General features: G+C 39.0%; 16 protein-coding genes. 7 read left to right on the forward strand and 9 right to left on the reverse strand.

Annotated elements, in window-relative coordinates:
* The first annotated feature begins 48 nt into the window (after window positions 1–48).
* Entirely contained in the window at window positions 49–840 is a 792-nt protein-coding gene (locus DSM106972_RS26270) for a DUF1350 family protein (protein WP_127083465.1), read from the forward strand.
* Between the two features lie 52 nt (window positions 841–892).
* On the forward strand, window positions 893–2,026 hold the full coding sequence (locus tag DSM106972_RS26275; protein ID WP_127083466.1) for a PP2C family protein-serine/threonine phosphatase: 1,134 nt from the start codon (window positions 893–895) through the stop codon (window positions 2,024–2,026).
* On the opposite strand, the gene DSM106972_RS26280 is transcribed toward DSM106972_RS26275, so the two are convergent.
* The 4 genes from DSM106972_RS26280 to DSM106972_RS26295 all read right to left on the reverse strand — a co-directional run bounded on the left by DSM106972_RS26280 (window position 2,027) and on the right by DSM106972_RS26295 (window position 4,384).
* Window positions 2,027–2,356 (reverse strand): STAS domain-containing protein, encoded by a 330-nt coding sequence (locus tag DSM106972_RS26280; RefSeq protein ID WP_073621203.1) that lies wholly within the window; start codon window positions 2,354–2,356, stop codon window positions 2,027–2,029. It abuts the gene before it with no gap.
* Window positions 2,357–2,828: 472 nt separating this feature from the next.
* Entirely contained in the window at window positions 2,829–3,485 is a 657-nt protein-coding gene (gene grpE, locus DSM106972_RS26285; protein ID WP_186538539.1) for a nucleotide exchange factor GrpE, read from the reverse strand.
* Window positions 3,486–3,591: 106 nt separating this feature from the next.
* Window positions 3,592–4,077 carry a Dps family protein gene (locus DSM106972_RS26290; RefSeq protein ID WP_127083468.1) on the reverse strand — a complete coding sequence of 162 codons (486 nt, stop codon included), beginning with the start codon at window positions 4,075–4,077 and terminating at the stop codon, window positions 3,592–3,594.
* Between the two features lie 43 nt (window positions 4,078–4,120).
* Window positions 4,121–4,384: a ParB N-terminal domain-containing protein gene (locus DSM106972_RS26295; protein ID WP_127083469.1), complete on the reverse strand. Its 264-nt coding sequence runs from the start codon at window positions 4,382–4,384 to the stop codon at window positions 4,121–4,123.
* Between the two features lie 217 nt (window positions 4,385–4,601).
* On the opposite strand from DSM106972_RS26295, the gene DSM106972_RS26300 reads away from it, so the two are divergent.
* Window positions 4,602–6,251 carry a SpoIID/LytB domain-containing protein gene (locus DSM106972_RS26300; RefSeq protein WP_127083603.1) on the forward strand — a complete coding sequence of 550 codons (1,650 nt, stop codon included), beginning with the start codon at window positions 4,602–4,604 and terminating at the stop codon, window positions 6,249–6,251.
* Between the two features lie 104 nt (window positions 6,252–6,355).
* Here the strand turns inward: DSM106972_RS26300 and DSM106972_RS26305 are convergent, their stop codons facing one another.
* A complete protein-coding gene (locus tag DSM106972_RS26305; RefSeq protein ID WP_019493669.1) occupies window positions 6,356–6,649 on the reverse strand; it encodes a ferredoxin in 294 nt (97 codons plus the stop codon).
* 277 nt (window positions 6,650–6,926) lie between these two features.
* Between DSM106972_RS26305 and DSM106972_RS26310 the strand changes: the two genes are divergently transcribed.
* Window positions 6,927–7,922 carry a Gfo/Idh/MocA family protein gene (locus DSM106972_RS26310; RefSeq protein ID WP_127083470.1) on the forward strand — a complete coding sequence of 332 codons (996 nt, stop codon included), beginning with the start codon at window positions 6,927–6,929 and terminating at the stop codon, window positions 7,920–7,922.
* A gap of 50 nt (window positions 7,923–7,972) precedes the next feature.
* On the opposite strand, the gene DSM106972_RS26315 is transcribed toward DSM106972_RS26310, so the two are convergent.
* The 3 genes from DSM106972_RS26315 to DSM106972_RS26325 all read right to left on the reverse strand — a co-directional run bounded on the left by DSM106972_RS26315 (window position 7,973) and on the right by DSM106972_RS26325 (window position 9,534).
* Window positions 7,973–8,278, reverse strand: coding sequence for a hypothetical protein (locus tag DSM106972_RS26315; protein WP_233787271.1), 306 nt, complete (start codon window positions 8,276–8,278; stop codon window positions 7,973–7,975).
* Between the two features lie 88 nt (window positions 8,279–8,366).
* Window positions 8,367–8,789, reverse strand: a complete 423-nt coding sequence (locus DSM106972_RS26320; RefSeq protein WP_127083472.1) for a RusA family crossover junction endodeoxyribonuclease — start codon at window positions 8,787–8,789, stop codon at window positions 8,367–8,369.
* 217 nt (window positions 8,790–9,006) lie between these two features.
* Window positions 9,007–9,534 carry a DUF4330 domain-containing protein gene (locus DSM106972_RS26325; RefSeq protein WP_127083473.1) on the reverse strand — a complete coding sequence of 176 codons (528 nt, stop codon included), beginning with the start codon at window positions 9,532–9,534 and terminating at the stop codon, window positions 9,007–9,009.
* 377 nt (window positions 9,535–9,911) lie between these two features.
* Between DSM106972_RS26325 and DSM106972_RS26330 the strand changes: the two genes are divergently transcribed.
* A complete protein-coding gene (locus tag DSM106972_RS26330; RefSeq protein WP_127083474.1) occupies window positions 9,912–10,769 on the forward strand; it encodes a M48 family metallopeptidase in 858 nt (285 codons plus the stop codon).
* Between the two features lie 76 nt (window positions 10,770–10,845).
* Here DSM106972_RS26330 and DSM106972_RS26335 read toward each other — a convergent pair whose 3' ends face one another.
* A complete protein-coding gene (locus tag DSM106972_RS26335) occupies window positions 10,846–11,607 on the reverse strand; it encodes a metallophosphoesterase family protein (protein WP_127083475.1) in 762 nt (253 codons plus the stop codon).
* 394 nt (window positions 11,608–12,001) lie between these two features.
* On the opposite strand from DSM106972_RS26335, the gene DSM106972_RS26340 reads away from it, so the two are divergent.
* Both DSM106972_RS26340 and DSM106972_RS26345 read left to right on the forward strand, forming a co-directional pair.
* Window positions 12,002–12,277: a DUF2470 domain-containing protein gene (locus DSM106972_RS26340; RefSeq protein WP_127083476.1), complete on the forward strand. Its 276-nt coding sequence runs from the start codon at window positions 12,002–12,004 to the stop codon at window positions 12,275–12,277.
* 74 nt (window positions 12,278–12,351) lie between these two features.
* The gene (locus tag DSM106972_RS26345; protein ID WP_127083477.1) at window positions 12,352–13,512 is read left to right on the forward strand and encodes an extracellular solute-binding protein; all 1,161 of its coding nucleotides are present in this window, start codon (window positions 12,352–12,354) and stop codon (window positions 13,510–13,512) included.
* The last annotated feature ends 4 nt before the right edge of the window (window positions 13,513–13,516 follow it).

Genomic DNA, 13,516 nt, shown 5'->3' on the forward strand with positions numbered 1-13,516 from the left:
CTTGGATTTGGTACATAATGGGAAGTGGATAGGCATGGTTATTAGTCAATGAGTTGGAAAGAAATATCCGGTAATTGGGTTTTAGCGACAAAGCAAAAACCCCTTGGTATCATACATTTTCTAGGTGGCGCCTTCGTTGCGACTGCACCACACGTTACATATCGTTTGCTGTTAGAAGCGTTGGCTGAAAAAGGTTATATCGTAATTGCCACCCCGTTTGTCAATACTTTTGACCACGATGCTATTGCACAGCAAGTACTACTCAACTTTGAGCGTGCTATGATTCGTCTTGAAGAACGAGGTATATTAGGCAATGGCTACCTACCAATATATGGTATCGGACATAGTATGGGTTGCAAGCTGCATTTACTTGTCGGCAGTCGCTTTCCAAAAGTTGAGCGTGCTGGAAATATTTTTATTTCCTTCAATAACTACGCTGCACGTGATGCAGTTCCATTTATCGAGCAATTTAACACAGCGTTTACAAATTCACAGCTTGCCGTTGAGTTTGTTCCTTCACCAGCACAGACGAACGATTTAGTTCGTGAATACTATAATGTTCGTCGTAATCTATTAATCAAATTTACGAGCGATACAATAGACCAATCAGTGGGCTTAAGCGAAATTTTAAGAGAACGCTTTAATGATATGGTGACGATGCAAATAATTGCTGGAAATCATCTTACACCTTTAGGTCAAGATGTAAAATGGCAAGCAGGACGTGACTTTAATCCACTTGATGCTATAGGACAATGGTTCAAACAAGAAGTATACCGTGACCTAAATCTACTAAAAAGCATTATTCTGTTATGGTTGAATCCTTTATTACCACCAGTTTGAAGCTTGCAGTTAGTAGTTGATAATTTCTAATAGTTTTTCGCGGCTATCTCTTATGTATCAAATCTTGGTAATCGATGATGACCCTGCGGTGCTGATACTCTTAAAACGAATGTTGGTTAGACAAGGTTATGAGGTCATAGCAGCTAGTAATGGCGCAGAGGGAATTGCAATTGCGAATGCTAATCGACCCGCATTGATTATTTGTGATTGGATGATGCCAGGATTAAGTGGTATAGATGTTTGTCAACATATTAAAGGTTCAACCGCACTATCAACGACGTTTTTTATTTTGCTAACATCTCTTGATTCGGTTGCTGACCGTGTTAAAGGACTTGATGCTGGCGCCGACGATTATTTATCTAAACCGATTGAGCAAAACGAACTTCAGGCAAGGGTTAGGGCAGGTTTACGACTGCATCAACTTAGTCGCGACTTACGAGAGCAGAAACAAAAACTCGAAAACGAACTTACAGAGGCAGCAGAGTATGTTTGTTCGTTATTACCACCGCCAATGCTCGAACCATTAGATATTAGCTACCGATTTATTCCTTCGCGCCAACTCGGTGGCGATTGTTTCGATTATTACTGGCTTGACCCTGATTATCTGGCATTATACTTACTTGATGCTGCTGGACACGGGCTTAAAGCAACTTTACCATCAATCTCTGTGTTAAATTTGTTACGCTCACGTGCGCTACAAAACTTGAATTACTACCAACCAAGTGAGGTACTCAAAGCGCTAAACGAAACTTTTCAGATGAATTATCAAAACGATAAATATTTTACTATTTGGTATGGCGTATACAACCGAAAACGGCGCCAGTTAATTTATTCGAGCGCAGGTCATCCACCAGGTGTATTAATATCCGGTAACAACCGTAGCTGTGAAGTCCAGTTATTGAGAACTTCAGGAATGCCAGTTGGAATGTTTCCGGATGCCAAATACATTGATGGGTTTTGCAGCATAGCGGAATCCAGTAAGCTATACCTGTTTAGTGATGGTGCGTATGAAATTACCAAAACTGATGGAAAACTATGGGGTCTGGATGCTTTTATCAAAATGCTGGGTGATTTACATCATCCAATTGACACTCGACTCGACGAGATAATCATACATTTGAAGACTTTAAACGCTAAAGATGCCTTCGATGACGATTTATCTATACTGCAAGTTCGATTCGATTAATCAGGCTCTTAACATCATCGATTTTTCAAATTCTTCTTGATTGGCAAAAATCTCGAATACTTTATCCATACCCGTTAATTCAAACAGTATCCGAATTTGTTCGTTAATTGAACAAAGTACTAATTTACTGTTAGCTGCTCTTAATGTCTTAAAAGCTAGAACTAAGGCGCCAAGACCAGAGCTATCCATAAAGGTAACATTTTTTAGGTCAACCAAAACAACTTTAGTGCCGTTTTCGACAATAGTAGCGATTTCTTGGCGAAATGCTTGCGATTTAGTGGCATCTAAACTTCCACTTGGTTGAAAAATTTTTACTTCTTGAGTCAACATGTTTAATGAAATTGCTTCTTTTAACTCGATTTTGACAATGATATGTAAATTAATGATAATTCATTTGAAAAAGTGTTGCAAATTTCTTTCAAAGCACTATTTTCATACAAATATTTATAAAATTGAATATTTGCTTATAAATGTAATCCAGCTTACCAACGAGGATTTAACGACATTTTATGGTTGGATGCACCTGATAATCCGGAGAAGGACATTTAATGTCACAATTGTATTTAATTTTTAATGGACAATCATAAATAAGTAGCTGCAAATTTTACAGGTACCCCATAAATGTGTTGCCCTTGTTCATGTCGTCAAATCCTGACTGGTAAGGGATAAAGCATACAGTAGTAGCAAAAACTACCAAGTTAATACATGAGAGATTTTCACCTCTAGTAAAGATTGTTCCCAAATTTTTCGATAAACTAACATTTCTCCAAGAAACCCTAAAGAAACCCGGTTTCTAAGGTTTTTACACAGGACTAACCTTTGCACGGGTTAGCAATTTTTCACCTTGACGGTATCCAACATAGCGAATTTTCACTTTTTCACCAGGTTGTGCTGTACCATCAAGCAACTGGTGTAACTGCGGGTCATAAGATACTTCTTCCCCTACTGATGCAATAGCTTCGACACCCCAGTGTTGCTGTAAACGTTCGAGTGGTTTTTGCACCAAAGGTAAAATATTCGCTGCGGGTAATTGCGGATTTTCCTGACATGCACGCGCTGCTGTCGGCAACTGAACGAGTAGAGATTCTAATACCTGTAAGCTTTCTTGCTGAAATTCCTGCTTTAATATTTCTTTCTGCTGTTCAACCTGCTGTTGTAAAAATGAATACTCACGTTCTAATTCCGAAATTCTATTTATTAAATCATTTTCATTATTCTTTGTACTTACGGACGGTTCAACACTACTTGACTCCGAAAAACCTGTAACCAACTCCGAAACACTAACTTTCAAAGCTTGTGAAAGTTTTGCCAGAACAGAAACTCGTATTTCCTTGACTTCACCTCGTCGTAACCGCAAAATTTGCCGCTCCGACACACCAGCATTACGTCCCAACGCTTTCAACGAAGGAATACCAGCTTGTTTGATTAAATCTTGCAGATGCGGAGTAAAGTCAGACATTTTAATCAAAGTTAGTTGTTAGGAGTTAGTTGTTAGGAGTTAAGAGTTAGGAGTTAGAAGTACTCTTAACTCATAACTCAGCACGAGTGCACGAGCGCACTATGATCTATTCTTCCAGTAAACTCCGCAACATCCAAGCGGTTTTTTCATGAACCTGCATCCGTTGTGTTAGCAAGTCAGCAGTGGGTTCATCGTTAACTTCTTCAACAGCAGGAAAAATTGAACGTGCTGTTCTGACTACTGCTTCTTGTCCTTCTACAAGCAAACGAATCATTTCTTTAGCTTTTGGAACTCCTGGTGTTTCTGCTATAGAACTTAAACGAGCATACTCACTATAAGTCCCAGGCGCCGGAAAACCAAGCGCACGAATACGTTCGGCAATCAAATCAACTGCCAGTGCTAACTCGGTATACTGTGTCTCAAACATTAAATGCAGCGTTTGAAACATTGGCCCCGTTACATTCCAGTGAAAGTTATGTGTCTTAAGATATAACGTGTAAGTGTCTGCCAATAAGCGTGATAATCCTTCAGCGATATTTGCACGCTTTGTGTCATCAATACCGATATTTACTGAATTTACTTGAGTAGCCATACCCTTTTGAATCTCCCTGTTATTTTATAGATAATTTACGAAATTACGCTATGTGCATTTTCAGCACACTACGAGGTGCCTTACGAACTCTAGCAAGGATTGTCTCTTTTCCTAAACGCTGGCACGCTTCGTAACGATGACATCCTGAAAAACCATAGTACTCCCCATCAACTTCTAGCACGTCTATTGGCTCAAGCTGCCCAATTTCACCTATCGATGCCATTAAGGATTTTACTTTCTCTTGGTCGTTCACACGCGGCAACGGGCGCCGAATTTGATTTAAGGGTATCTCTTGGACTTTTACCATGATATTTTTACCACCTAACTTTATTTTTTGTTCCTATCTTTTACTCCTTAAATAAATCATACTCATTATGACTTCGTTTTGCAACCAATTTGGGAAAAAATCGAAGAAAGTTGTAATGTAATAATTTAGACGTTTGATGCTACAAAGTTACTACAATTACAATATGAATGCATTGGGTGCTTCTAAGTTTTGGCAAAGCGAAAAAAAGCGGTTTTCTATGAAAAGCATGTGCGGGCGTATGTACTACACGACGCTGACTGTGTTTTGCCTGTTGGGATTAACAGGTGCATCAGCGAGTACAAAAGGTGATAAAACAGATGTTGATTTGAAGATTGGGATTGTGCAGCGGTTTGGTGATAGTCCAAAAGATTTGTTACAGCTTGAACCAACTAAGGGGGATAAGCTGCTATTGAGTTTTCGGACGAGTAATGGTCAACAGACTGTTAGTACCGATAAACCTGTGCGATTAGAAATTGCGATGCAGCCACCAGCAAAACCTAGCATTAACGAACGGGTTGTTTTGGGGGTTTTTCGGACTTTTGAGACAGCAGAAGATAATGCCAATAGATGGCGCGAGTTAGGTATTCAGGTAGAAATAGCCCAGCCAAACCGTTGGCAGGTATGGGCTTCTCGCAAAGTATATAGTACTCCGCTGTTGCGACGGTTATTATTACAGAGCTTACAAGCGAGCGGTAGAAAGACTCCTTTCATTGATACCGAAGTCATTAAACAGGCGCCAGTTGTAAGTTGGACAGTGGGAGGCAAGCGTTATAACGTCAATTCGTTGGCTATCGATAGTCAAAAAAGCCGGGTTTTGGTAAACCAAGGTAAGAAACTTGATGATAAAGATGCAAAAACTCCAAATAATCAACAAAAAAAGGATACTCTCAATCCGAACAAAGCACGTTTATTCCCTGGTAATTTACAGGTACAACCAAATGCTTATGGAACTTACACGCTTGTAAATAACGTTCCATTAGAAACATATTTACGTGGAGTAGTACCTTACGAAATTGGTAATAACGCCCCAATGGCAGCACTTGAAGCACAAGCAATCATTGCCCGAACATACGCATTGCGAAATATACGTAGGTTTGCCGCCGATAATTATCAACTCTGTGCTGATACACACTGTCAAGTTTATTTTGGTTTAAAAGATGTTTCAGCTAGTACAGACAAAGCTATCGCTAGTACTAAAGGGATGGTAGTAACGTATAAAAATCAATTAGTAGATGCATTGTATTCAGCTAGCACAGGAGGCGTAACAGCTTCATTTTCTGATGTTTGGAATGGAGACGACCGTTCGTACTTGCGACCCATATTAGATGCGCCGAACAATATATGGAACTTGACGGGGCAATCGCTGCGTGAGGAGAATAATTTAAAAGCGTTTGTCAATAAAGAAGAAGGGTTCAATGAAACTGGCTGGGACTTATTCCGTTGGAGGAGAGAGTCGCGCATTGAGGATATAACTAAGAGTTTGCAGAAATTTTTGGCGGTTAAAAAGAGTCCATTTGCCAAGCTTAAGGAAGTTCGGGAAATGGAAGTTGTCGAACGTAGTGATAGTGGAAGGATTTTGAAATTAGAGATAAAAACCGATATTGGTTCGTTTCAATTGACTAAAGACGAAGTTCGTAGTGCATTCGCGGCGCCAATAAGTACACTATTTTACTTAGAACCACTCAACAAAGGTGGGTCAGACTTGTGGGGATATGCTTTTGTTGGTGGAGGAATGGGACATGGAGTGGGGTTGAGTCAAGTTGGAGCGCAAAATTTAGCTAAACTTGGCAGGTCAAGTGCTGATATTCTTCAGTTTTATTACCCAGGCACACAACTTCAAGTTCTCAACGACAAAATCAAAAAATAGCCAATTGTGTGATATAAAGGCGCCAATAAAAAACAAGCAAAAAAAGGGAAAAATGTTTCCCTTTTATGCTATCTATATTTTTCTACTGAATATTCGCGTTTCTACTAGTAGAGTTCTTCTTCCTTGTGGGTTTCGATGGTGCAATCAGATGTTGGATAAGCAACACAAGTTAATACATATCCACCTTCCATTTGGTCATCATCTAAGAAGGATTGGTCAGACTGGTCTACAGTACCAGCGGTAATTTTACCAGCACAAGTGGAGCAAGCACCAGCACGGCAAGAGTAAGGTAGGTCAAGACCAGCTTCTTCAGCAGCGTCTAAAATATAAGTATCATCTGCACAATCAATGGTGGTTGTACCTTCTTCGCCAACAAGTGTTACTTTGTAGGTTGCCATTTTCGTAATCCTCTCTTTTGCAAACGGACGGTATAAATTCTCGCAAGTCAATAGCGGCGACCTATCATATAAGATTAGCCGTCGTTTTTTATTTACTTCATTCTGATACTACGAGAAAAACAACACTATGTAACCGGAAATTTGACGCGATTAGTAATGAAATTTAGTTACTTCTGACCGATAAGTTTTGTTTATATTATTTACTGATACAAAGTAAAATCATCAAGTAAATTTATACTCAAGTGATAAATTCATCAACATTATTGGCGTAGTAGTAATGTACGATTTAGGACAGAATCTAACTGGGCGTATAAATGTCGGCTTAGTTGGTACAGGATATGCGGCAAAGCTACGGGCAGAAGCATTGCTGCAAGATGAAAGAGCAAATTTAGTCGCAGTTGCAGGCGCCGAAAAAGCGCGTACCGAAACATTTGCAGCGTCTTATCAAGCGCAAGCAATAGACTCATGGCAGCAACTGGTCGAGTCAACGAGTATAGATTTAATAATTGTATCGACGATAAACAGTGAGCATAGCGCAATAGTTCGTGCAGCGTTGGAGTCAGGAAAGCATGTTGTAGTTGAATACCCTTTAACACTCGATGCTATCGAAGCTACTGAACTTATAGCTTTAGCTTCATACAAAAATTTACTGCTCCACGTTGAGCATATAGAACTTCTGGGTGGTTTACATCAAGCCATTAAACAACACATATCAGAAGTTGGGCACGTATTCTATGTTCGTTATAACACTATCAAACCTCAGCATCCTGCCCCACGCAAATGGACTTATAACCATGAGTCGTTTGGGTTTCCGTTTATGGGCGCCTTATCCAGGCTACATCGCTTTACAGATTTATTTGGCAAAGTGTTAACGGTAAATTGTCATCAGCGCTTCTGGCAAATTGAAGACGACTATTTTCAAGGTTGTTTTTGTGTTGCCCAACTTTCGTTTGAAAGCGGACTATTAGGACAAGTTATTTACGCTAAAGGTGAAACTCTTTGGCAAAACGAACGTAAATTTGAAATTCACGGTGAACATGGGGGGATAATTTTTAACGAAGATACTGGTCAAATGGTACGTCGTGACGGAACAGTACCTATTGAAACAATCAACCGTAAAGGATTATTTACAAAAGATACAAGTATGGTATTAGACCACCTCTTGACAGGCGCCGAACTTTATGTGACTCCAGAACAAAGTTTATATACCATGAAAGTTGCCGATGCAGCTTTGCGTTCAGCACAAACAGGTTTAACAATGGTTGTTGATTGAATATCTCACAGAAACCTGGTTTCTTCAAAAAACCAGGTTTCTTAATTTTTTTATTTCTTACGAGCATTAGTAACAACCAATTCAAATTCCCAACCGGGGATTTCTTTAACAGATTCACTAATTTTAAGCAAAGAAAGTGAGCCATTAAGACTCAAACTTTCGCGTGAACGTACATTAGCAGCTACTACTTTCTCACCATTTTTAGCTATCAAATCAAGCGAACAATCAGCTAATTTAGGTGGTAATTTATCAGCAGAAGGGTAGACGCAAACTGAGTAACCTTGTTCACGGTACTCGCGTGCTAATTTTAACACTCGTTTGTGTTCAAGATTATTTTGATGGATAGAAGTATTCATACGAGTATAAAAAAGTTCACTTGCTATAAGGTATTGTAACAGCACTAAAAAAATAGCTTCGTATGAACTAATACATCCTAATTTTCGTTTAAGCAGCTAAATCTTTAGGGTCAGGCGCCATATCAATAACAATATGCAAAAATTCTTGACCCTGACAAAATGCTTCAGCAAGAACAGTAGATAAACCACGAACCCGAAAAGAACCATTAAGATTACGTCTTCTGCTCACAAAATCTGTGATTTGGTAATCATCTACATAAATAACACCATTCAACGCATCTCTTACTGGCTTAACAATATTATCGCTGTCTGGAACCGCTGACTCATCTCCATAAGGAGCATCATAATAGTGAGTAATTGTTACTTGTATATAATCACCCAAAGGCGCCTGACTACCCCAAAGACCAACAGATGCCGAACGAACCTTCTGTTTCCAAGTTTGTAAACGTTTACGTTCTTTTGTTTGATAAGAAACTGGTTTACCAATGACAACAAATTCAAATGGTAGCATTGGGTTCTTTAAGTAGTTTGTAATAAAAGTGACACTTTCTCATACGTCTATACTTAAAGATTAGCATATTTCCAATAGTCATTATAAAAAAGTGCAAGTATTAAAAAGAGAAAATACTAAAAGATACAAATTTTATAAATTATTTAAACTAAAAGTAGAGACGTTACATGTAACGTCTCTACAACCAAAACGGGTAATTAACCTATAATGACAATTATTAAGGTAAACGAATATCAATAACAGTGGCATTAAAATTGTAATTAAAGCCCTCTAATTCAAAAGGCATACCGATTTTAACTTTACTATTACCAAGTACGGGTCCGCCATCGGTTAAATTAGCTTTACCCTCTAGGGTTAAAAGCATATCGGTGCTAAAGTTATTTTTTCTGGGGTCGGGTAATTCTTTGAGTGAACCATCAGGTTGGGGAACGCTGAGAGTCCGAGGTAGTTCTTGTACGGACTTAATAGCAATTTCGCCATAGGGTTGGTTACGGATAATGACTTTAGTTTTACCACCTTTGCGAAAATCTTTGTCAACTAAGCGCTGTGGGTCGCGAACATTTAACCCTCGTACAACTAAGTCAACTTCGATAGGTACAGTTTTGCTGTTGACCTGGGCAACCGAACCTGTGGTACCCGGAAAGAAAAATATACTAATAACCACTAATAAAATAACGAAGATGGCGCCGACATCAAGAAGGTTGAATTTGCCGAACAAGCGGCCTTTAGAATCTAAAATAGCCATAAAAACTTCCTTTGAGAACGAGTAATCGATAATCGTGCGAAACAAAAATATTCAGTTCTTTTAAGTCATGCGAAAGTGTATCACAAGAAACCTGGTTTCTTGATTGAAATATTGTAATAAAAACGACATGTTACATAGAAACCAGGTTTCTGGGTTTCTTTGAGTAATGTTAAACTCTATAGCCTGCATTTCGTCAAGGTCATTAAGATACGAGCGCGAATATTCTTTTAATCGGTAGTAGCAACATACGTATGATGTTGGCTAAAGTATGTGTAATAGGGTCTTTGATGCAACTTATTGGCTCAACAAGCCGTCATATACCCTTAAGTTCTATCAAAACACATCTAAGCCCGGAAGGTTATCGAGGTAATTTTTGGATGAATTGGCAATACAATTCTCGCAATTTCTTTTCTGTAAGGCGCCGCTTTATATACCCGTTAATCTCAGTAGCAGTCGCTTTGTCACTGTTTTTGGGTACGGGTAAACCATCCCAAGCGCTGGATTTTCTACCACTGTTAATTCGCGGTGTACAAGTATTCCAGCTATCTAATGTATCATCTCAGCAAGAGTTTCAACTGGGTCAACAAATGAACCAGCAAATTCTAGGTGGTCAAGTTCGGCTTTCTCGTAATTCTGAAATTAACCGCTATGTACAAAACATTGGTGAGCGTCTTGTTCCCTTTAGTAACCGCAAAAATGTCAAGTATACATTCCAAGTAGTTGATGAAGACAGTATTAACGCTTTTGCCACTACAGGAGGTTTTGTTTACATTCACACAGGTTTGATTAAAGCCGCAGACAATGAAGCTGAATTAGCAAGCGTTATCGCGCATGAAATGGGACATATTGAAGGTAAACACCTACTTAGCCAAATGCGACAACAAGCTATTGCCAGTGGAATTGCAACCGCAGCAGGTGTAGACCGTAGTCAAATTGTTGGCTTAGGTGTAAATCTTGCCCTTAATCTTCCTCGCAGTCGTCAAGATGAATTTGATGCTGACAGACGAGGTTTAAGAACCATGAGTGGTGCTGGTTATGGTCAGTCAGCAATGGTTTCGTTTATGCAAAAACTCCAGAAAAAGTCTAGCGGTTCGACTCCAGCTTTTTTGAGTACTCACCCTGGTGCTGGTGACCGTGTTGTTGCTCTCAGGCGCCTTATCAACGCTCAACCGACTAATAGTAATGGTGGGTTAGATGCAGCTACATATCGAGCTAATACTCGTTCGTTACGATGAGCATCCCTGCCCTGAATGGTCAGGATTTTCAGGGTGTTTTCTTATAATTGGTCAAAATCTAATCAAAATTAAATTATTAAGCTCGACGCTTTGACGGATGAGTATATCTCATGTCGTTAGGATTGACATGCACGACTAATTCTTCCATCGGTAAAATTCGCTTTATTTTCTTGAGTACATTAACTTGATATGCTATGCCGTTGGTGATGTCTAAGGCAGTTAACCAACCACTACGAGGATGATACGCGCCTGTGTCAATATCAAGCCAGCCTCTACCCTGAGCTAATTGACCAGGCGCCACACCGGGCATAGTAAAAGTAATAGTATGACCAATAATAATTAGCTTGTCAGGGAAATAGGGCTTTTGAATACTGTGAAATTCATCACGTATCCAACATAGCTGTTCACCAGTTTGATTTTCTAAAGGCATAGAAGGGTCAACACCAGCATGAACAAGCAAAACATCCCCTAAATCTATGTGTGTCGGCAAACTAGAAAACCACTCTACATGCTCAAAAGGCACAATCCCTTGCTGGTAAGAAGCTACCGTGGCTTGACCTCCACTGTATAACCACGCTTGTACTACTGTCTCTGGATTACGTCCTTGTGTCAAGATATTAATCAGCATTTGCTCGTGGTTGCCAAGCAAACAATGATACTCATTTTCCATCACAAAAGACACGACCTCAGCACTTTGAGGACCACGGTCAATTAAATCTCCAAGAAAATAAATTGAGTCATCAGAAGTTGGAGAAATAGCATCCATTAGCGTCATCAGTCCCTTATAGTGACCGTGAACATCCCCAATCACAATTCGACGGTGGCTTTCGGCGCTCATCAGTTTTAACTTTTTAATACTTATCAACAAATATTTTTTGTCTATTAATATTCTTGGCTACACCCTGTGTGAGTGATTTTCAGGAAAAAACAGTAAAAATTACTGCATGTCTCTTCAACCGTACTCAACCATAACTCTAATCGCTTACCTCAAAGAGTATAGTTGAGATACCCGGTAATTTCTAGTATGACTCAAATACAAAGCTTAAACATCTCTAGTATAATTTAAACCTGCACACTAGGATTGGTATATTACTTAGTAGCCTTAATATCGCTACTCAAAAGAAACCCGCAAAGAAACCGCGTTTCTACCCAAACTCGTAATTTTATTACAAGATATCTTAAAGAAACCCGGTTTCTCAGTTTCTAGAAAAAATAACGATGGAGTTTTAGCCATGTCAGAAATTACTATAGAAGTAAGTTCTCGAATATGTCAGCATATGAACGACGACCACAGCAACGCTATACTTCTCTATGCTCAAGCTTTTGGTGGTTTAAAAGAAGCGCAAGCTGCTCAAATGCAAGCAATAGATGCCACAGGAATGGATATTAACGCTCAAGTTAACGGCGAGAATGTACCTGTACGTATAAATTTTGACCATGTTCTTCAAGATTCTGAAGATGCTCACCACACATTAATTGCAATGGTAAAGCAAGCGCGTCAAAGTTAGTGAAGGTTAGGTTAGTAGGTGGGGGTGGGCAGTGCCCACCGTACAATTTATGTAAAATATCAAACTTAAAATTAATGAACAGACGTTATTTTTTAATTGGTACTGGTGTAATATTTTCGCAGTTGCTCATAGGATGTTCTGATAATAAGACTAGATTAACTGTAGAGTTATTAAAAAATTCACTACCTGCTCAGGTAGTTGATGAATTTCGTAGAACTTTAAAATCGAATACAGATATTAATATTGCGCTGGTCGAGCAATTTAAAGATGTATTTAATAAGCTTGAAACTTGGCAAAAACCTACTCAACCAAAAAATGATTTATTTGGATGGTTTCGGCGCCTATCGTCTGGTAATTCAGGTAATGAGAATAAAATTTCGACTGATTTAGTTAGTTTAGGTGATTATTGGCTTCAAGGGGCAATAGAAAAGAAATTAATTCAACCGATAGATGTAAGTAAAGTTCAACAATGGTCTGTTTTGCCACAACAATATAGAGAACTAGTCACGCGCAACGATAAAGGATTTGTAGACCCACAGGGTAAAATTTGGGGCGCCCCTTACCGTTGGGGAAATACAGTTATTGTTTACCGTCGCGATAAATTTGAGGAAAAAAAGTGGGCGCCAATCAAAGACTGGGCTGACTTATGGCGCCCAGAATTACGCGACCGAATTTCATTATTAAATCATCCACGCGAAGTTATTGGTTTAGTTCTAAAAAGATTAAATAAATCTTATAATGAAACTGATTTAAAATCTATCACCGAATTAGAACGTGAATTAAACAATTTAAACCAACAAGTTAAATTTTACGGCTCGACTCAATATATAGAACCTTTATTAATAGGTGACACATTAGCCGCAGTTGGTTGGTCACAAGATATATTACCAGCCCTGGCTAACTATCGAGACCTTGCAGTAGTTGTACCGCAGTCTGGCACCGCTCAATCGGTAGACTTATGGGTTAATCCCAGTGGGCGCCAAAGCCAGCAAGAACTTGTAACACAATGGATTAATTTTTTATGGCAACCAAAAATAGCTAGACAAATAGCAACACGTACTCGAAGTCACTCACCAATACCTATAAAAATAGAAACATCAGAAATCCCAGAAGCATTGCGTAGCTCATTAATAATAAGTCAAAATATCCTCGATAAAAGTGAATTTATACTTCCTTTGCCAGTCGAAGTAGAACAGCAGTATATTAATTTATTTGAGAGCATGAAAAAATCTTAAAATT

The organism is Dulcicalothrix desertica PCC 7102 (assembly GCF_003991905.1).
GTDB lineage: Bacteria > Cyanobacteriota > Cyanobacteriia > Cyanobacteriales > Nostocaceae > Dulcicalothrix > Dulcicalothrix desertica.